The organism is Streptomyces sp. NBC_00984 (assembly GCF_045162475.1).
Lineage (GTDB): Bacteria > Actinomycetota > Actinomycetes > Streptomycetales > Streptomycetaceae > Streptomyces.
In genome coordinates this window covers 2,545,681-2,562,937 of sequence record NZ_CP108734.1, presented here as the reverse complement: position 1 = coordinate 2,562,937, position 17,257 = coordinate 2,545,681, and the positions used below count along the sequence as shown (strand labels likewise).

The 17,257-nt window shown below is 70.9% G+C and carries 22 protein-coding genes; all 22 read right to left on the bottom strand.

The window, feature by feature from the left end; genetic code table 11:
- Positions 1 to 13: 13 nt before the first annotated feature.
- On the bottom strand, positions 14 to 1,333 hold the full coding sequence (locus OG520_RS10990) for a phage distal tail protein (protein WP_406013054.1): 1,320 nt from the start codon (positions 1,331 to 1,333) through the stop codon (positions 14 to 16).
- Positions 1,334 to 1,335: 2 nt separating this feature from the next.
- Positions 1,336 to 3,747, bottom strand: a complete 2,412-nt coding sequence (locus tag OG520_RS10985; RefSeq protein WP_406013053.1) for a phage tail tape measure protein — start codon at positions 3,745 to 3,747, stop codon at positions 1,336 to 1,338.
- A 51-nt stretch (positions 3,748 to 3,798) separates the two neighbouring features.
- Positions 3,799 to 3,936: a hypothetical protein gene (locus OG520_RS10980; protein ID WP_351196550.1), complete on the bottom strand. Its 138-nt coding sequence runs from the start codon at positions 3,934 to 3,936 to the stop codon at positions 3,799 to 3,801.
- Positions 3,937 to 4,004: 68 nt separating this feature from the next.
- The gene (locus OG520_RS10975; protein ID WP_406013052.1) at positions 4,005 to 4,490 is read right to left on the bottom strand and encodes a hypothetical protein; all 486 of its coding nucleotides are present in this window, start codon (positions 4,488 to 4,490) and stop codon (positions 4,005 to 4,007) included.
- Positions 4,487 to 4,951 (bottom strand): phage tail tube protein, encoded by a 465-nt coding sequence (locus OG520_RS10970; RefSeq protein ID WP_385648507.1) that lies wholly within the window; start codon positions 4,949 to 4,951, stop codon positions 4,487 to 4,489. The genes OG520_RS10975 and OG520_RS10970 overlap by 4 nt, the downstream gene beginning before the upstream one ends.
- Complete coding sequence (locus tag OG520_RS10965) at positions 4,941 to 5,378, bottom strand: minor capsid protein (RefSeq protein WP_406013051.1); 438 nt, start codon at positions 5,376 to 5,378, stop codon at positions 4,941 to 4,943. The genes OG520_RS10970 and OG520_RS10965 overlap by 11 nt, the downstream gene beginning before the upstream one ends.
- Positions 5,371 to 5,724 carry a hypothetical protein gene (locus OG520_RS10960; RefSeq protein ID WP_406013050.1) on the bottom strand — a complete coding sequence of 118 codons (354 nt, stop codon included), beginning with the start codon at positions 5,722 to 5,724 and terminating at the stop codon, positions 5,371 to 5,373. The genes OG520_RS10965 and OG520_RS10960 overlap by 8 nt, the downstream gene beginning before the upstream one ends.
- Positions 5,721 to 6,041 (bottom strand): hypothetical protein, encoded by a 321-nt coding sequence (locus OG520_RS10955; RefSeq protein ID WP_406013049.1) that lies wholly within the window; start codon positions 6,039 to 6,041, stop codon positions 5,721 to 5,723. Before OG520_RS10955 ends, OG520_RS10960 begins: the two co-directional genes overlap by 4 nt.
- Complete coding sequence (locus tag OG520_RS10950; RefSeq protein ID WP_406013048.1) at positions 6,038 to 6,427, bottom strand: hypothetical protein; 390 nt, start codon at positions 6,425 to 6,427, stop codon at positions 6,038 to 6,040. The genes OG520_RS10955 and OG520_RS10950 overlap by 4 nt, the downstream gene beginning before the upstream one ends.
- Positions 6,428 to 6,430: 3 nt before the next feature.
- The gene (locus OG520_RS10945) at positions 6,431 to 6,580 is read right to left on the bottom strand and encodes a hypothetical protein (protein ID WP_406013047.1); all 150 of its coding nucleotides are present in this window, start codon (positions 6,578 to 6,580) and stop codon (positions 6,431 to 6,433) included.
- Positions 6,577 to 7,452, bottom strand: coding sequence for a N4-gp56 family major capsid protein (locus OG520_RS10940; protein ID WP_406013046.1), 876 nt, complete (start codon positions 7,450 to 7,452; stop codon positions 6,577 to 6,579). The genes OG520_RS10945 and OG520_RS10940 overlap by 4 nt, the downstream gene beginning before the upstream one ends.
- Positions 7,453 to 7,464: 12 nt before the next feature.
- Positions 7,465 to 8,163 (bottom strand): hypothetical protein, encoded by a 699-nt coding sequence (locus tag OG520_RS10935; RefSeq protein ID WP_406013045.1) that lies wholly within the window; start codon positions 8,161 to 8,163, stop codon positions 7,465 to 7,467.
- Positions 8,164 to 8,254: 91 nt separating this feature from the next.
- Positions 8,255 to 8,410, bottom strand: a complete 156-nt coding sequence (locus tag OG520_RS10930) for an Rmf/CrpP fold protein (protein ID WP_385648512.1) — start codon at positions 8,408 to 8,410, stop codon at positions 8,255 to 8,257.
- A 13-nt stretch (positions 8,411 to 8,423) separates the two neighbouring features.
- Positions 8,424 to 10,379 carry a phage minor capsid protein gene (locus OG520_RS10925; RefSeq protein WP_406013044.1) on the bottom strand — a complete coding sequence of 652 codons (1,956 nt, stop codon included), beginning with the start codon at positions 10,377 to 10,379 and terminating at the stop codon, positions 8,424 to 8,426.
- Positions 10,380 to 10,392: 13 nt separating this feature from the next.
- Positions 10,393 to 11,871 carry a phage portal protein gene (locus tag OG520_RS10920; RefSeq protein ID WP_406013043.1) on the bottom strand — a complete coding sequence of 493 codons (1,479 nt, stop codon included), beginning with the start codon at positions 11,869 to 11,871 and terminating at the stop codon, positions 10,393 to 10,395.
- Complete coding sequence (locus tag OG520_RS10915; protein WP_406013042.1) at positions 11,868 to 12,029, bottom strand: hypothetical protein; 162 nt, start codon at positions 12,027 to 12,029, stop codon at positions 11,868 to 11,870. The genes OG520_RS10920 and OG520_RS10915 overlap by 4 nt, the downstream gene beginning before the upstream one ends.
- Positions 12,026 to 13,276: a PBSX family phage terminase large subunit gene (locus tag OG520_RS10910; protein ID WP_406016458.1), complete on the bottom strand. Its 1,251-nt coding sequence runs from the start codon at positions 13,274 to 13,276 to the stop codon at positions 12,026 to 12,028. Before OG520_RS10910 ends, OG520_RS10915 begins: the two co-directional genes overlap by 4 nt.
- Before the next feature lie 9 nt (positions 13,277 to 13,285).
- A complete protein-coding gene (locus tag OG520_RS10905) occupies positions 13,286 to 13,804 on the bottom strand; it encodes a helix-turn-helix domain-containing protein (protein ID WP_406013041.1) in 519 nt (172 codons plus the stop codon).
- 141 nt (positions 13,805 to 13,945) lie between these two features.
- On the bottom strand, positions 13,946 to 14,335 hold the full coding sequence (locus OG520_RS10900; RefSeq protein ID WP_406013040.1) for a DUF732 domain-containing protein: 390 nt from the start codon (positions 14,333 to 14,335) through the stop codon (positions 13,946 to 13,948).
- Between the two features lie 195 nt (positions 14,336 to 14,530).
- Positions 14,531 to 14,908 (bottom strand): hypothetical protein, encoded by a 378-nt coding sequence (locus OG520_RS10895; protein WP_406013039.1) that lies wholly within the window; start codon positions 14,906 to 14,908, stop codon positions 14,531 to 14,533.
- Positions 14,909 to 14,983: 75 nt separating this feature from the next.
- Complete coding sequence (locus OG520_RS10890) at positions 14,984 to 15,277, bottom strand: hypothetical protein (protein WP_406013038.1); 294 nt, start codon at positions 15,275 to 15,277, stop codon at positions 14,984 to 14,986.
- A gap of 66 nt (positions 15,278 to 15,343) precedes the next feature.
- Positions 15,344 to 17,149: a hypothetical protein gene (locus OG520_RS10885; RefSeq protein WP_406013037.1), complete on the bottom strand. Its 1,806-nt coding sequence runs from the start codon at positions 17,147 to 17,149 to the stop codon at positions 15,344 to 15,346.
- Positions 17,150 to 17,257: the final 108 nt, after the last annotated feature.

Here is a 17,257-nt window from a genome sequence, read left to right as displayed (position 1 = left end):
TCGGGCGGCCTCCTTACCAGTGAGCCGAACGCCACCGGACGGCGACGGATGCGGCGGGGTCGGATGAGTCGGGCGCGGCCCGGAAAGCAAGATCCGCGGTACCGGGCCAGAGCGCGAACGACTGCTCGGGGACGCTTTGCGCGGTGGCTGTGTAGAGGCGGCTTGCGGTGCCGTTGAGCGTCACCGTGCCCTCGCCGGTGTCCACGACCAGGACGTCGCCGGCGGCGAGGTCGAGGTCGTATTCGAGGACGTCGCCCGTGGCGAGGTTGGTAAGGCTCGGCATGGACACGGGGCCGCGGAACTCGACGACGGGGTGCGCGGGGGCGTTCCCGTCGTTGCGGGCGGTGAGCGTGCCCGTGCTGCCCGGCGGGCCGAAGTCGTACGGGTCGAGCAGTCCCTCGGCGCCGAGTCCCGGAATGAGCAGGCGCGAGGGGCCGACGGCGACCGTGGCGGGCGAGGGGACGGCCGGCCACTGCATGACGGGGCGTACCTGTGTGGCGCCGGCCGGGGCGGTTCCGGTGACACGTCCGTACGTACCGGTCGTGCCGGCGAGGTAGGCGCCCGTGTCGTCAATCCAGTGCAGCAGCAGGACCGACCCGCGCGGGGGCGTGTCGGCGAGGAACGTCACGGCCTGCGCGGGCTCGACGGGGAAACCGTCGTACTCGCCCGGGCTTGCGGTCCATGCGAGGCCGGCCTGCGCGGCGGTGATCGTCGCGGTAAGCGCGCCCCCGCTGCTCCCCAGCGTCATCCCGGACATGGCCCAGAACGACGCCGTGGCGGACGCCCTGCCGGCGGCCTGGTCGTCGGGGAACTCCTGCTGTGAGGGGTCGGCGTTCCAGTCGAGGCCCGGCTCGTCCGCGGGCAGGCCGGCCCGGGCGGTGCGTTCGAGCAACTCGTACCGGCGCGGGTCGCTCGCGGTGAGCTGCACGGCCGCGCCGCTGATACTGCCGAGGGTGTACCCGCGCTCGACGGGAAGAACCCGGGCGGTCACCCGGACCCATGCGAGCAGGGGGCCGCGCTCGTCGAGCTGCACGACGAACGGCTGCTCGTCCTCGGTGATGGTCGTTGCGGCGCCGAGCTGCTGCACGACGGCGCCAATCTCCCCCCGGCGGGCCCTTATCTGGATCCCGTCGAGGGTGACGACGCGCGGCTGTGCGAGCAGCCGGCCGAGTATCGCGCCGTGCGCGTCGGCCCGGTTGACGCTCCCGGAGTCGAGGGCGGGAAGGTCTTCCCACCCGGGCAGGGAGCGCCACCGGTAGGGGGTGCCGCGGCCGAGCAGCAGCTCGCCGAGCTGCGCGTGCCCGGACGCGGTCACCTGGTCGCCGATAGCCACGGTTACCCCCTCGCCTTCATGCGCCACGCGAGGGCGTGCGCGTTCTCTTCGGGGGTCTGCTCGCCGCCGTGCCAGTGCTCGATGTGGACGGCCGCGCCGGCGCTCTGGCCGAACGCGTACGTACCGCCCCCCATGCCGGCGCTGGCGCCTGCGCCTGCGAGGGCGGGCACGGGCGGGGGCGTGACCAGGTTCGACATGGTGCGGTCGAGCACGCCCTGCCCGGAGCGGATACCGGCGACGACGCCGGCGGGAATCCAGCGGCCGACCCGCTTTGCCATGACGCGGGAAGGGCTATGAATTCCGAGTGCCTTTGCAATGGGCCCGGGAATCAAATCCTTTGCCCACGAAATGAGCGTCGACTTTAGCCATGAACCCATGGACTTAATGCCATTCCACAGGCCGCGTACAACGTCGGTTCCCTTGTCGTACAGCAGGCGTCCGAGACTGCCGATTCCGTCCGCTATTCGGCCCGGTAGGCCGCGCACCCAATTGACAAGTTCGGTGGCCTTGCGTACCGAACCGTCCTTGATGCTCTGCCAATGCTTGATGATCAGGCCCGGGAGGGTCCAATTCAAAAAGAAGTTGATGAGCTTCTGCGGGAGCCCCTTGACCCAATCCACAATGCCGTTCCAGACGCGCACCGTTCCGGACTTGATCGAATCCCAATGCTTGATGATGATTCCAACAAGCGTGAAATTCGTAAACAGGTCGAGCAAGAATTGACCAACGGCCTTTATCTTATTCCAGACCCATTCCCACGCCGTTTTCGTCGCGGAAACGATGGTGTCCCAGTTGGCGACGACCAGCGCGACCAGCGCGACAACGGCGGCGATGATCAGCCCGACGGGGCCCATGGCGATAAGCCACGCTGCGGCCATTCGCGCGGCCTGAATCAGGGACTGTGCACCCATCAGGATCCACGCCCCGACGACGCGCGCCGCGGCGGCAACGGCGCCCGCACCCTGCGCGATCCATCCCGCCAACATGGTTGCGTTGGCGACCAGGAACGACGCGAGGGCGCCCGCCTGCGCCGTGCCCTGCGTGATCCACCCGGTAACGACGGCGGTTGTCGTCGTCCACGCCTGCGCGGCGAGGGCAACCAGGGTGGGCAGGAAAAACACCGTGATAAGGCCGGCCGCGACCGTAAAGGCGGTCGAGTGCTGCGAGACGAAACCCGCGGCCGTGGCAAACCCCTTGCCGAACTTCACGGCGTAGTCGGCGCCCGTCATGAGCGCGGGGACTACGTACGTTCCCAGCACGTTGACGACGCCCTGCATGGCGCCGCGCTTGAACTGCTCGAACTTGGTTGCGGCGTTGTCCCGCATGGCGTTTCCGGCTTTGTCGGTGGCGCCCTTGACGTCGCCGAGTGCCTTTACCGCCGTGCTAGGGTCGAGCTTGAATAGCGCGCCCTGGAGGTCTTCCGCTTTCGTGCCGAAAAGGGCGACGGCCGTTGCGTTGCGCTTGGCCGGATCTTCAATGGCCTTGATGCGCTGTAGGACGTCGCCGAGTGCCTTACTGGCTTCCGGTCCACCCTTGGTGAACACCTTCGCCATGGTGTCGCCGTTAAGGCCAATGTCCTTGAAAGCGGCGACGCTCCCGGCGGACATGTCCTTACTGCGGATAGCGAATTCCTTCAACGCGTCCGCGACCGTATCGGCGTCGCGCGCGCCCCCCTGCAACCCCTGTTGCATGAGGCCCATTGCGGTCTTGGCGTCGAGGCCAAGGTCGCGGAATTGGGTGGGGTATTCGGTGAACGTGTCGAGGAGATCCTCGGCGGAATTGACGCCCTTTTGTGTGCCCTTTACGAGCACGTCCATAGCCTCATCGGCGGACAACGCGACGCCGGTTTTCAGCATCACACCGACGGCGCGAGAGACCTTGCCGACGTCCTCGCCCATGACGCTCGCGGTGTCCGCGACGCGCTTGGACATCTGCTGTATCTGCGAGTTCGTCGCCTCGGGCGGGAGCAGGCCATTTTGGGCAATGCCCTTGATGACCTCGGCCCCGTCCTCGACTGAGTCGACGATCGCGCCGGCGTACAGGTCGCCGGCGACACGGCCGTACTTCGCGGCCACGGGGCCGGTAGTGCCGAGCTGCGCCTGCAACTTGCCGGCGACCTTGCCCTGCTGCATGGCCTCGCCCACGCCGGCCATGAGGACGGCGCCGATACCGGCGCCCACGGCGGCCCACCCGAACGCCTTCAACGCGTCGGCGCCGCCGCTCGCGGCCTGGTTGCTCCCGTCGGCCATTCCGTCGCCGAGGGCGGCCCCGGCCTGCTGTCCGGCCCGGTCGGCGTCGGCGACCATGTTGTCGCCGGTCGCGCGCATCCCGGATTCGGCGCGGTTCATGCCGGCCCGGGCGGGGGCGTCGTCAACGGTGATGGTGGCGAGCAGCTCGCCCACGGTGAGCGCCACCGGATCACCTCCTGTTCGGGGGTCATCCGGCGCGCTCGCCGGTCGTACGGGTCAGCCGGCGGGGATGCCGGTGATTGCTGCGATTTCCGCCGGGTCCGATACGGCCCGGGGGGTGCGCGACCATGCGCGCGCGAACTTGGACTCGCCCGGCAGGCCGGTCACCAGAACCAGGAACCTGCGGGTGGACATGCGGGCGAGGTCACGCGGGCCGGTGCCGTACTCGCGGGCGAGGTCACCCTCGACGGCGGCCCAGTGGGTCAGGATCGCGCGCCAGAACGCGCCCGCTTCTTCGTCGTCTTCGTCTTCGCCCGGCGCTGCTCCCGGTTCGCCGGGACCGCGTCTTTTCCCGCGTCCTGCTCGGCGTACAGCTCGGCCGCGCGCGCCATGGTGACGCTGCCCTGCTTCCGGATGTTCGCGGCGGAGTACATGAGCACGACGCCGAGCTGCCGGTCGGTCATGCCGGCTTCGGCCCACGTGTCGAGGACGTCGCCCCCGTAGAGGGTGGCCAGCATCCGGCGGACGTCGTCGGGGTCGCTGCTGTCCTGTACGCGCTCCATCTGGAGCGTGAAGAGCAGGGGCAGGGACTCGGGGAGTGTGTAGGTGGTGCCGTAGAGGGTGAGCTGCTCGCGCGGCCGGGTGGCGGACTCCTCGGCGAAGAACGCGTCAAAGTCCGCCGGTCCGGCGCCGGCCTGGTCGAGCTGCTCGTCGTCCTGGTCGACGACGTCGAGGTCGGCGTCGGTCACGGCGTCACCTCCGACGTGGTCGCCGCGCCGCACTTCGTGACGGTGGCGCTCCAACTGGTCTTGTCGTTGGTGGCGCCGCCCTGCTCGCCCGGGGTCACGGTGGCATCCCAGACAACCCACTTGGTCTGCGTGTTGTGGCGCCACCGGACCAGGTTCCGGGAGTCGATACCGAGACGCTCGGCCCACACGGTGTCGATGTACGCCTGCCCGGGGTCCTGCGCCTTGGTGGTCTTGTCGATGCGGTACTGCCCCTCGACTTCGAGCGAGGCGCCGCGCTGCATCACGTCCTGTTCGTACTGCCCGTCGGAGTCAAACGCCGTGGTGTCGGCCGTCTCCTCGTTTTCGCCGGGATTGTGGGTAAAGGTCGTGATGCCGCTGATGGGCAGCCACGACTCGGGTTCGGCGTCGGCGTTCTGGACCTCGAATATCCAGCCTCGCGCATCAATCGGCCTACCGGCCATGGGCGTTACCTCCTGTGTCTGTGGTGGGGCCGGACACGTCAAGATCGAAATTCACGACGTGCTCGTGTCGGCCGGTGCTGTCGGTGCCCATGGGGGCGGGGGTGCCGCGTGCGGCGGCGAGGGTGAGCCACGTACCGTCGGGCAACTCGACGCCGGCGGCGCCGTGCAGGGCGCGGTACAGGGCTTCGGCGCGGGCGCGCGATACGCGGGGGTCGGCGGTGCCTCGCGTGCGTACCTGTAGGCGTCGCTGCTCGGCGTCGTCCCGGGCTTCCGGGGCGCCGGCGTCGTACAGGGCGAGGGACACGGCGAGGTCGGGCTGCGGGGGCATGGCCTCGACGAACGTGTCGCCGCTCTTGCCGGTCGGGTCGTAGGTGAGCAGGCCGGCGGCGGCGAGGTGGCGCGCGAGGCCGTCGAGCAGGTCAGCCACGGAGGGCCCGCCGTACCTGCGCGGCGATGATCGCCTCGACGGTGCCGGCCTCCTCGGTCACGGGACCTTCGAGGTACTTCGCGGTCCGGCCGGCGTCGTGCTGGTAGTCGAGTTCTTCGTGCTGTCGTACGGCGTACTTCGTGTCGTACGAAACGCCGGCGGTCAGGGCCTCCTCGTCGACCGATGCGACGCCCGACCGTTCGAGGGTTGCCTCTTCGATCGGGACGCGCCGGCGGGAGACTTCGAGGACGTGCTCGGCGGCGAGGCGCAGGCCGCGGACGGCGCTGGCCCGGGTGCCGCGCAGGGCGGCGGCGCCGTTCCAGGTGAGGCGGGCGCGGGCGGTCATTCCGTCATCACCTCCGTACAGGCCGGCACGGGCAGGCCCGGGGCGGTGTGGTCGGCGGTCGAAATGGCGGTCGTCACGCGCCCGTCGGGCAGGGTCACCCGGGATCCGGGCGGGCAGTCGAGGCCCGGGAGGGTGATCACCTGCGCCGTGCTCACGACTTCGCGGCCGTCGCTCGCGCGGCGCACCTGCTTGACGGTGTGAGCGACCAGGGCGCGCACGTCGACGACGGGCGGGTCGTAGATCGGGCCGTACGCCGAGTCGCCCCGGTACGGCTCGACCGTGACGCGGTGGCGCAGCAGGGCGGCGGGGACCTTCACCAGATCACCCCCGGGAGCAGGCCGGCGCCGCGTAGGGCGCGGTGTGCGCGGGGGGCGAGGTCGACGCCGGACGCGGCGGGCGGGCCCACGGTGCGCCCGGACAGGGACACGGGCCCGATGCTGACGCTGTCCCATACGCCGGCTGCGCCGGTGCCGTCGTCGCCGGTGGCGAGTTGCAACTCGACTTGTGCACAGACGGCCGCGGCGAGGGCGGCGACGACGGCCGGGTCGGTGGGGTCTCCGTCGTCGTCGACGGCGTAAACGGCGGTGAGCAGGGCGGCGTCGACGTCCTCGGACGCGCGGGCGAGCAGCCGCTCGACACCCTCGGGGGCGGGGGCGCCGGTGTACGTGGCGAGCTGCTCGGGGGTCGCATAGACGCGGCCCATGGCTCACCCCCCGTCGGTCTTCTTGGCCTTGCTCGGGGCAGCAGAACGCCCCGCCGGCTTGGTCGCGGGCGGGGCGTTGGTGGGCTGCTCGTCGGCGGCCTGGTCGAGCTGCTCGTCGTCGTCCGCCGGCGGGTGATAGCGGCGCAGGATCACGCGCCACCCCCGGCAGGGGCCGCGGCACCGCGGGTCTTGAGCACGACGACGCCCTCGTCGTCGAGCCTGTGGCACGCGTAGTGCACGTTCGTCGTGACGACCGTGGTGCGCGCGAGAATGTCGCGGTCCGTCTCGACGACGGGGCGCCGCTTGTAGAGCAGGCCCAGAGAACCGCGCCTGACCATGAGTGCGTTGTACGTGGTCGCGTCGCCGGTGCCGGCCGTGGTCAGCCGGTTGGAGACGTAAATGTTCACGCCCCCGGCCTGGCCGATCACTCCGCGCGGGATGACGGCATTGGCGCCGAGCTTGTCCGCGCTGATGAAGTTCGGGTCACGGAGCAGGGCGGCGCGCTGCACGGAGTGAATGACCAGGCCGGCCATGTTCTCCGGATCCCACTCGTCTCCGAACTGCTCGATGCCGGACACCATGACATCCCAGGACAGGGGCTCGGTCGAGGCGTCCACCGTGATCACGCCGGCGGCCTCGGCCGCGGCGCGCAGGTCGGTGTCGATCTTCCGGGCGATGAGTACGCCGAGCTGCCGCTGCGTCTCCGCGTACGGGTCGCCGAACGCAACAAGGCGGGCCTTGTCGGTGATCTCAACGGCCTTACCGGATTCCCTGATGGTCGCCGAGTTGCCCGGGTCGGTGCCGAGCTGCTCCGTGGTCATCGGCGTTCCCTCGGCGAGGTCTTCGGCCTCTCCCAACGCCTTCCACTTCGGGAAGTTCACCGTGTCGCCGGGCTTGCCTTCGAGGGTGTTGTCGTCGTTCGAGAGAGAGCCGAGGATCATGGCGCCCTTGAACTTCGCCTGCACCATGTCGGCCCAGACGTCGGGCACGATCATCTGTGCGGCGGTGGTCTTTCCAGCGGGCATCGCGTGCCCTCCTTACTCGGATGCGGCAGAGAGCCGCGCGTACAGGTCGGGGTCGGACTGGTGCAGTGCGACGCGGTCGCCGTAGGACATGGCGGCGAACTGCGCGGCGGTCGGGGCGGTGGTCGTGCCGGGGGTGAAGTCGGCGCCACCCGCGGGCGGGCCGGCCGGGGCGCCCGTGGCGCGCAGGTGGGGGTTTGCCTCGACCGCGGCCGTGATGACGGCGGCGAGCTTCTCGCCGAACTTGGCGTCGCCCGGGTCGAGTTCGGCGAGCTGCTTCTCGACGGTGCGGGAGTCGAGCAGGCGGGCCGGATCGGCGCCGGCGCCGTGCGCGGCCTGGTGCGCGGCAAGTTCCACGCGCAGGGTGCGGGACTCGGCGAGGGCGGCGTCGCGCTCGGTGGTCGCCTGCGCGGCGAGCTGCGCCGGGTCGGTTTCGGCGGCGGCGCCGGACGGGTCGAGGACGCGGCGCAGGCCGGCGAGCAGCTCGTCGCGCTCGGTCTTGGCCTGCTCCGCGGCCTGCTCGGCGGCGGTCGCGCGCTGCTCGACGGCCGGGTCGACGGCCGGCGCCGCGGGGGCCGCGGGAGTTGCCGGCGCGACGGGGGCCGCGGGCGAGGCGGGCGGCGCCGCGGGGGTTGCCGGCGCCGCGGGGGTGACCGGTGCGGCCGGGTCGGTGGACGGTGCGGCTGGTGCGGCGGGGGTCTGGCTTTCGGGCATGGGTAATCGGCCCTCCGTGACCGTGTGGGGACATGCGAAAGGGCCCGCCGGTCGGCGGGCCCTTCGGGGTCGTGTGGGGTGTCTGTGTGGCTTACTCGGCGGGCTCGGTGGCCTGTCCGTATCCGCGTAGCCATGCGGTCCGCAGCAGTGTGCGCGGCGGGTGGGGGCATGTGGTCATGGACTGCTCGGCGCGGGCCGCGGTACGGCCGGCGAGCAGCGCGCGAGTAAGGTCTGCGCGGCTTCCCATGACGCCCCCTCGATCATCCATCGTGCCTGTTCCGAGCATCCCACATCGCTTGTTGAGCTGCTCGAACATCGCTCATGTTCTGGCCGGTCGTCTCCGCGACGAACTGCGCTTGCGTCTTGCGCTCGATCTTCCGCCAGAACGCTTTGAGTTCGTCGGACGCGTAGGCGTAAGCGATACGGGCGGGCCCGGTGAACAGGCTTCCCGGGTCGACGCCCTGCTCGCGTCCGCGGCGGTTGAGTAGATACCCGTTCGTCTCGCCCTCGGCGGCCTCGTACTGCTGCATGGCCCACTCGAAATACATCTCTCGGGCCTCGCGCCGAGTGACCTTGTGCACGGGCTCGTCGGCCGGGTGCTCGTCGGCGAGGTGCCGGGCCGTGGCGGGCAGGGCGTCGTCGGCGACGTCCGCGTACTGCTGCCACTCGGCCGGCGGCGCCCCCGGGGCGAGGGCGTCGTCGAGGGCGGCCGACGCGGCGAGGACGTCGTCGACGTCGTCCCCCATCGGCACGGGGTACTCGGGCATGGGCCCGGGGTACCTGTGGTCGAGTTCGTCGGCGATGCGCAGCAGGTCGTCGTCGGTGGCGTGCTGCTGCGCCCATGCGAGGACTTCGTCGCCCGTGCCGGAGAGGTCGGCGAGCAGGCGCCCCTCGGGGAACACTGCGGTGCGCAGGTCGGCGGCGTCCCGGCGGTCCGCCTCGCTCTCGATGCGGGCGAGGCTTCGCTCGTCGAGGACCCCGGGCCGGATGGCGGCGCCGAGCTGCTCGTCGCTCATTTCGCGCAGGGTGGCGTCGTCGCCGGCGCGGACGCGGGCGGCCTGCATGGCGTCGTCGGCCGGCCGGGTGTAGGTGGTGGGGAGGTTCGAGGCGCCGGGCTGTTCGCGGTGGCGCAGGCGGCGCAGGTCCGGGTGTGCGGCGAGGTGTTCGCGCATGGCGCCTTGCCACTGGCGCACCTTGGCCTCGGCCGCGCGCTTGCCCTCGGGCGTGGTCGCGGCGGCGGCCCGGTTCTTGTGCTTCCGGATGTGCCGTTCTATCTCGCGTTGCCTCTGCCCTGCCTGGTATCCGGCGGGGTCCGATTCGGCGTCCTCGGTGCGCGTGATGCCAGGGGTGTAACTCGACACGCTGTGCCGGCAGTTGGGGTGTTGCAGCCCTGCGGCTCTGGCTTCGTCGAGGGATCCGGCGACGTCCACGCGGACCATGCGGCCGTCGTCGACGGCGTGCTCAACGTCGACCGTACGGGCGCCGGACGGGCCCCCGATGGACAACACCTGTCGTTCCCACGGGCGGCAGAGCGGGCACTCGCGCGGGCTGCTGCTGACGACGACCAGGTCGACGCCGGCCGCGGCAAGGGTCGTCATGTGCGCCTCGACCGCGGCGCGGCCCACGGACGTCCGTACGGCCATTTCGGCATACGACGTGAGGGCCCAGCGGCGGCCGGCGCGGTCGCGGAACGACGACACGCCCCGGTCGGCAAACCGGGTCATGGCCTGCTGTGTGGCCTGCCTGCGGGTGTCGGTGCCGAGCAGGGGCGCCGCGGTGACTTCCGCAACGACCTGCCGGTACCCGTCCTCGACGCCGCGGAGAATCCCACGGTGCGTCGCGGTGACGGTCTCGATGGTCTCGGCGGCGAGGCGGTCGACGGCCTGCGCCTGCGGGGTCCGCTCGGCCACCGTGCGGCGGTCGTCGTCCCCCAGTACGCCGAGTTCGGCGAGGGCGGAGTGCCGGCCGCTGTCGTACGCCTCCGCGACGACGTGCCGTACCTCCTCGTCGACGCCCCGGGCGAGGGTATCGAGCAGGGTGTCGGCCGCGCGGCGCAACGGGGCGACGGCGCCGAGCTTGGCGACGGCCCACCCGGGCGCCTCCTGCCCGATGGCGAGCTGTCGCGCGCAGAGTTCGAGCAGGCGCCGCTCGACGTCGGCGTACAGGTCGGCCGTCGTCGCGGCGAGGTACTCGACCTGATCGGGAGACACGGGCATCGTGCACCCCCGATCACGCGGCGAGCGGGAAGGATCCGACGGGGTCGGGCGCGGCCTGCCCGGTCTCCTCGTGGATCCGGGCGACTTCCTCGGCGACGGCTGTGTCGTCCCAATCCGGGTGCAGGGTACGCACCTTCGTGTCGGTGGAAACGGCCTGCGCCTGCGCGAGCAGGGACAGGGTTTGCGCGGTGCTGCCCGGGTCCTCCGCGACTCCGTCGCCGATGTCTACCGTGGGGCGCTCGTCGGCGTTCTGCGTGCCGAACTGCGCCCGGTCGATGGCGAGCAGTACGCGCAGAATCTCGGCAATCGCGCGTCGCCAGTACCTCGCCTTTTTGCCCCGGGTCACCATCGAACGATGATCACGGGCGGCGATTTCCGTTGCAGTGACGGCGGCCCCGTCTCCGTCGAGACCGACGGACGATGGGGAGTAACCGGCCGCGGTCGTGGCCTGTCGCACGATCGCCTCGGCGGTCGTGCGGTGCTCTTCGACGCGGATTTCGAACTGACTCAACGTGATGCCGTTGCCCTGCTCGGTGGGTGGAATGGCGAGGGCCTGCCACACTTCCCGGTCGTCGTCGAACGACGCGCCCTTGCCCGGCCCGTTGTTGCGCAGGTACCCGTCGGGAACGATCAACCTTGCCCGCGCGAGCCTGATGTCGCGTAGCCACGATGACCACGTTTCGTCGAGGGCGTCGAGCAGGTCGTGCACACCCTGCAAGTCACTGCGGCCCCACGGGGCGCCGCGGTGCTTCCGGTTGGGCCCGATGTTCGGCACGTATACGGCCGTGAGCATCGGCACGCCGGTCTCGATGGCGTCGCCCTCGGTGCCGAGGGATCCGGCGAGGCCGGCCGTTTCGGCGTGCTCGCTGAGCGGGACGCGCCGGCCGAGCTGGTCGTCGGTCCCCTCGTACAAGCCGTGCAGGATGCGGCCCCGCTCGTGCCGTTCGAGGTGGCGCCATACGGCCGACCCCGTACCGGGCAGGGCCCGCCAGAACGTGACTGCCGTCATGATGCCGAACGTCCACTCGGGTACGGCCTGGTCGGGGTGAACGACGGTGAGCAGGGGCCGGTCGGGGGCGGCGGCGCGGTCCCACGTCACGCGCAGGAACACGCCGGACAGGGCCGCGGCCGTCTCCGCTGCGGTCAGCAGCAGCTCGGGCACGCCCCCGACGTCGAGCAGCTCGTCGAGGCGGTCCTGCGTCGAGGTGTCCGCCACGGTGACGACGGGGGTGTCGGCGAAAAGCAGGTCGGCGGACGTCTGCGCGATTTCGCCGGCGAGGGGTACGTGCAGCCGTTCCTCGCGCTTGCCCGGCTGACGGTGGCGCCCCCACAAGCGACGCCGGCCGTCCTTCCGCTGCTGCGGTGCGTACCGGTAGACCTTGGCGAGGCGGTCGGCGTCGCCGGAGTACCACGCGTCGTCGACCTTGATGTCGTCGTACAGGGGCGCGATGCTGCGCGGCGGCCACATGGTGCCGTTGTCGGGCAGGCTCACGTCGGTGCCCCCTCTCCGTCGACCTGGTCGAGGTGGTCCGCGGCGGTGCGCAGCAGCTCGGCGACGGCGGCGGGGATGCCGGCCGGGGCGTCCACGGTGACGGTGCCGATTTCGGCGGCGGTGCTCCCGACGCGCAGGTGCACGGGCAGGGTGATCATTCGGCGGCCTCCCTCGGCGCGGTGACCAGGTGGCGCCACTCGTGCGCGGTGCTGTGCAGCACGTAGCGCAGGGCGTCGACGCTGTGGTCGGCGGTCTTGATGGGCTTGTCTTCGCCCTTCGCGGACGCGGCCGGATCCCATGAGTAACCGGGGATCTCGTCGAGCAGGCCGGTACAGGACTCGTGCACGCGGAGCAGGCCGGCGGCGAGGGCCGACGACACAGACCGGATACCGGCCTTCACCTCGTTGTCGGCCCGGGTGACGCCGGGGTGTCCGTCGGCCCATAGCTGCGTCTGGAACGACGCGGCGCTCGGGTCAATGAACGTCCACTCGGGTTCGACGCTCTGCCGGTCGAGCCATGCCCGGACGGCCTCGCTGTATTGCGCGTCGGTCATCTGTCGGTGTGCGGTCTTGCTGTCGTGGCGCCACTCGCTCACGACGTACAGCCGGTCGTCGGCGCCGAGTCCCAACACCAGGGCGGCGAACGGGTTGGTGGTCCCGTAGTCCGCGGCGGCCCAGTACCGGAGCATCGGCGGCAGGGTGTCGACGACGTGCTGCTGCTCGTCCCACATATCGAATACGGCGCCCTCGGCAACGACCCATGCCCCGTCGATCATGCGGCGGCGCCACAGACCGACGTATTCGGCGGTGAGGTCTCCGACGTACTGCCGCGTAAGACTCGGGTTGTCGGCGAGCTTGAAGTGCCAGTGACGCAGGTTGAGTTCGTGGGCCCGGTCGAGGTATCCGACCTTCAACCAGTGGCGGGGAGAGTCGGGGTTCGTGGTGGCGAGCAGGCGCGCGCCGGGGGTGCTCAATCGGGCGAGTAGCTGCGTCCAGAACGATTCGGGAACGAGCGTTGCCTCGTCGACGTAGGCGAGTTGGGCCGTGAGTCCTCGCAGGCGGCCCTCGGCGCGGACGTCGGATGCGCCGATAAGGTGCACGGTCCTGCCGAGGATGACGGCCGTTGTGGCGCCGCGGGTGTGGTGGACGTGGCGGGCGAGGGGGCCGAACAGGGCCGGATCGGTGAGCGGCTCGAACACGTTTCGTTCGATGGTCTGTAGCGACCTGCCGCATATCAGGATGAGTCCCGACGGGCCGGCCGCGGCGACGGCGATTACGAAAGCGAGCAGGCTTGCAACGGTCTTGCCTGACCTGACGCTGCCGTGCCACAGGTTGATACGGGCCCGGGCGCGGCCGATCGAACGGAGCTGCTTACGCGACAAGGGCAGGTCGACGCCGGCGGGCAGGCGCACGGCTCACCCCCCGTCGTCGGCCCCCTCGTCGTCGGCGAACGCATCGGCGAGGACTTCGCCGAGGGTGCCCAGCATCGAACGGACGTCCTCGGCTCCCTGGCCTCCCTCGGCGGGGGCGAGCTTCAAGGACTTGTCGACGGCGATGGACACGCCGGCGAGGATCTGCCGCTGATCGGAGAACGGCGGCCGGTCGAGGTCGACCTGCGACCACTCGTTTTCCTTTCCACCGAACGCGCCGATGGTGCACGGCGCGAATAGCTGCGCGTGCAGCTTCTCGGCGGACTCGTGCAGGGACTCGGCGAACTGCGCGCGGCGGGCGGCGAGGTCGACACGGCGGGCGTCGGTCGCGGCGACCACTTCGGGGCCGCGCGCGAAACTCAGTGGAGGCTCGAACGCGCCGGCGATCTTGGACACGGTAGAGCCGCTGCGCCCGATCGTGCGGGCAATCTCGTTGCGGCTACGGCCCTCGGCGTGCAGCCGGCGGACCTGGTCGCGATCGGCGTCGGTGATCCGCTCTCGCACGGCTGGTCACCTCCCGGCGGGCATGACGACGCCCCACTGCCGGGGGGATGGCCGTGGGGCGTCGAGTGGGGAGGGTCTGTTTCCGGGCACGCCGGGGACGCCCCGATTAGATCACAGGTTGATAACGGCGTGCAACGCTGATCAGCTCGCCGGGCATAGCGTCCCGCGTAGGGCTGCATTCAGCGTCTTGCCCTGCTTGTCCGTGAGCGGGTGCGTGTCGTTCCCGAACCGCTCGGCGGCCGTGTGGTCGGGGTCCTTCCCTCCACCGTTGAGCGATGAGCACTGATTGCGGCCGGCGTCTATCGCCTTGTCCTCGTCTGTGGTGAGTGTGGGGTCAACGGCCCTGATCGCCCGGAGGTATGCCTCGCGCTTCGCCCCGGTCGGCTTGGCCGGGATGCCGCTGTCTGCCTGCTGTGCCGGTGCGCTGCTCGGTGCTGCTGTGGGCTCGGTGGACGGCTTGTCCTCGGCCGAACATGCGGAGAGCGCGACGACGGCGACGGCGGCAGTGGCGAGGGCGGCGAATCTCTTCAAGGGTGGCACTCCATGTGTGATGAACATGTGTCCCCTGTGTGACTCTCCGGTGTGTAGCAAGGTTGTAGCTGTGTCCGACGCAATCACGTGCGGCGCCGGGCCCCGTTGACCCAATGTTGTCGGCCATGGCGTCGGACAGGCGTGATTCCCCGGGCCCTCGTCGTCGGACTCCGGGGAATCACGAATGGTCGGCCCCTACGCGGACAGATGGCGGCCGGTGGGAGGGTGCGGCAGGCGGGGCGACACCGTGCGCGGACTCGTGCGCCTGTCGGACACGGGTGCTCGTCCGCTGATCAGGGCCGGTGTCACTGTCGGACACTGCTGCAACTGGTAGGCGAGCAGGCGCGGAGCGGTGCCCGGCGCGCAGACGCCATGGGCCCACCCGGTCCGGTACATGTCCGCCAGCATGGCGACGGCCGCACGGATGGCGTCCGACGCGGTACCGCCGGCGGACATGATCACTGCGAAGTCGTCGCAGACTGCGGCGTCGGCGCGCACCGACGGCCGGGTGCCCGGCTTCGGGGGCTTGTGGCTCTTGGTGGTCTTCGGCTCGGTAGGGTTCGGCGTAGCCATGGCGGGGTTAGCTCCCGTGGTGGTTGGGGCCCGGTCGGTGATGTGCAGTCACCGGTCGGGCCTGCGGTGTTTGCGCTACTCGGCGCGGTGTTCGCGCAACTTGCGATAGACGTACGTCGGCGTCACGCCGAACGCGTCTGCGATCAGATCGGCCGTCCACCCGGCTTCGTTGGCTTCGCTCATCAGGTCCGGCAACGTGGGTTCTACTGCCTTCCAAATCAAGCGGGCCGACGCGGCACGCAGCAGCCGGTGTTCGAGCGACTCGGCGACGGCCTGCTCGGCGGCCTTGCGGGTGTCGTACTCGTGCAGCGCGTTGCGCATCTGCTCGGCGAGACGCTGCTCGGCGGTGGATGGCTGCTCGCTGCTCATGTCTTGCGCTCCTTCGAGGACGGGCCCGCCCCGCAGGCTGCGGGGCGGGCGAAACGGTACCGGCCGTTAGGCGAACAACGCGCCCTGTTCGACGTCGGCGGGCAGGTCGAGCAGCTCGGCGTCGGCCGGCGCGGCGGCGATCCACTCGCCCCGCCACGTTCCGTCGACGCGTTCGGCCTGCTCGATCATGGCGAGGACGTCGTCGAGTTCGGTGATGCGCGCGGCGGCCTTGGCCTTGGCCTGCCGCTTGGCCTCGCGCGCGGCCTCGACCTGCTCGGCGGTCGGCTCGAACTGGTGCCGGCGCTTCGGGGCGTCGTCGCACGCGGCGCCGTGCGTGATGCATCGGGGCCGCTCCTCGACGGCGGGCTGCCCGACCGTGTCGACGGCGGCCTGCTCGGTGGCCTCCTCGGCGTTGCACTGCTCGCACTCGTCGACCTGCTGTTCGCGGTGGTCGGCGCAAAGCAGGTCCCATGTGTACGTCGGGTCGCCGGCCGGTGCCTCCTCCTCGACGTTCCACTCGGCGGCGCGGTTCGCGGCCTGCACGGCGCAGTCGTACGCCTCGATGCAACCCTCGTCGTTGAATACGCCGGCTTCCTGGTTGGGCTGCTTCCGGTCGCACGCCTTGATGGGGTCGCCGGACACGTCCGCGCGAACGGCGATGTGGTGCAGGCACTCGGGCGCGGCCGGTCCCTCGACCGCGGCCGGCGCGGTGGTCTCGGTGGGGACGTGAGCGAACACGCACTGCGAGGACGGGCGCAGCTTCTCGACGGCCCACCCTGCGCGGCCCATGGTCCATGCCATGCAGTCGAGGCTCGGCCCGTGCCACCCCTCACGGCGGACGACGCGGCCCCCTTCGAGCCAGTACAGGGCGACGCGGCCCTGCCCGCGGGGCTCCACCAGGTACCCGCGCACGCTGCGCTCGTCTTCGGTCGGGTCGCTCACGTCGTGGTGATCGGTCATGGGCGCGGCCTTCATCGAGCCGAGGGCGGTCCGGGCGGCGGCGACGTCGGGGTGCGAGGCGTTGCTCGGGGTGCTGCCCTCGGCGGTGCCGGCGTGCTTGACGACGACGCCCTCGACCGCGGCCGGCTTGACGACGGCCGGGGCCGCGGGGTGGCTCTCGCGCACGACGCGGTTAACGGTCGTGGCGGCCTGCCCGGGGCGGTACGTCACGGTCTTCTCGACCATCTCGGTACGGGCGAGGCCAAGCTCGACGGCAAGGTCGACCATCCCGTCGCAGTATTCGCGCGACTGCGGGCCCCACGGTGTCCCTGCGGTGCGCAGGAAGTAGTACGTCTCTACGGTCGCCGGCTGCTCCTCGACGGCCGGCTCGACGGTGGCGCGGTCGGTGAAGAGTGCGCCCTGCTCGGTGTCGCGCTCGACGGGGAACAGGGTCTCGTCGTCGTCCTGCGCGCCGATCCACTCGCCGCGCCACGTGCCCTCGGTGGCCTCGGCTTCGGTGACCAGGGCGGCGGCGTACAGGGCCTCGGCGTCCGCGACAGTCTCGACGCCGGCCTCGACCTGCTCGGCGTGCTCGACCGCGTCGACGGCGCGCGTGACGCTGTCGAACTGGGCGACGGCACGCTCGGCGTCGGTCTGCTCGATGGCGTCGACCAGGTCGACGGCGGCGGCGGCGAGGGGGGAGGCGTCGGCGAGGCGGCGGGCCTCGGCGCGCTTCTCGGCGGCTCGGTGGCAGGGCGCGCACAGCTCGTATCCCTTGTCGAACAGGGCGACGGCTTCCTCGACGTCGAGGTACCGCGTGATGGCGCGACCACACAGGCCGTCGTCGTTGCGCGGCGAGTAGTGGACGCGCTTGCCCTTGCCGATTGCGGCGTACGTGACGCCGGCCTGCTCGGTGAACGTCTGCTGCTCCATGGGGTTAGCTCCCGTGGTTGTGGTGGGTGCCGGTGTGCAGCCGGCGGGGTGAACAAGCACAACTGTACTAGGTTCTGAACTAGGTTCACAAGCGGTGCGAGCAAAGGG

Coding starts and splice junctions, on each gene's coding strand:
- OG520_RS10895 (WP_406013039.1), bottom strand. CDS start 14,908: ATGGCTACGCCGAACCCTACCGAGCCGAAGACCACCAAGAGCCACAAG.
- OG520_RS10925 (WP_406013044.1), bottom strand. CDS start 10,379: ATGCCCGTGTCTCCCGATCAGGTCGAGTACCTCGCCGCGACGACGGCC.
- OG520_RS10940 (WP_406013046.1), bottom strand. CDS start 7,452: ATGCCCGCTGGAAAGACCACCGCCGCACAGATGATCGTGCCCGACGTC.
- OG520_RS10950 (WP_406013048.1), bottom strand. CDS start 6,427: ATGGGCCGCGTCTATGCGACCCCCGAGCAGCTCGCCACGTACACCGGC.
- OG520_RS10970 (WP_385648507.1), bottom strand. CDS start 4,951: ATGGCCGGTAGGCCGATTGATGCGCGAGGCTGGATATTCGAGGTCCAG.
- OG520_RS10915 (WP_406013042.1), bottom strand. CDS start 12,029: ATGATCACCCTGCCCGTGCACCTGCGCGTCGGGAGCACCGCCGCCGAA.
- OG520_RS10935 (WP_406013045.1), bottom strand. CDS start 8,163: ATGCCCGAAAGCCAGACCCCCGCCGCACCAGCCGCACCGTCCACCGAC.
- OG520_RS10980 (WP_351196550.1), bottom strand. CDS start 3,936: ATGTCCACCCGCAGGTTCCTGGTTCTGGTGACCGGCCTGCCGGGCGAG.
- OG520_RS10885 (WP_406013037.1), bottom strand. CDS start 17,149: ATGGAGCAGCAGACGTTCACCGAGCAGGCCGGCGTCACGTACGCCGCA.
- OG520_RS10960 (WP_406013050.1), bottom strand. CDS start 5,724: ATGACCGCCCGCGCCCGCCTCACCTGGAACGGCGCCGCCGCCCTGCGC.
- OG520_RS10930 (WP_385648512.1), bottom strand. CDS start 8,410: ATGGGAAGCCGCGCAGACCTTACTCGCGCGCTGCTCGCCGGCCGTACC.
- OG520_RS10890 (WP_406013038.1), bottom strand. CDS start 15,277: ATGAGCAGCGAGCAGCCATCCACCGCCGAGCAGCGTCTCGCCGAGCAG.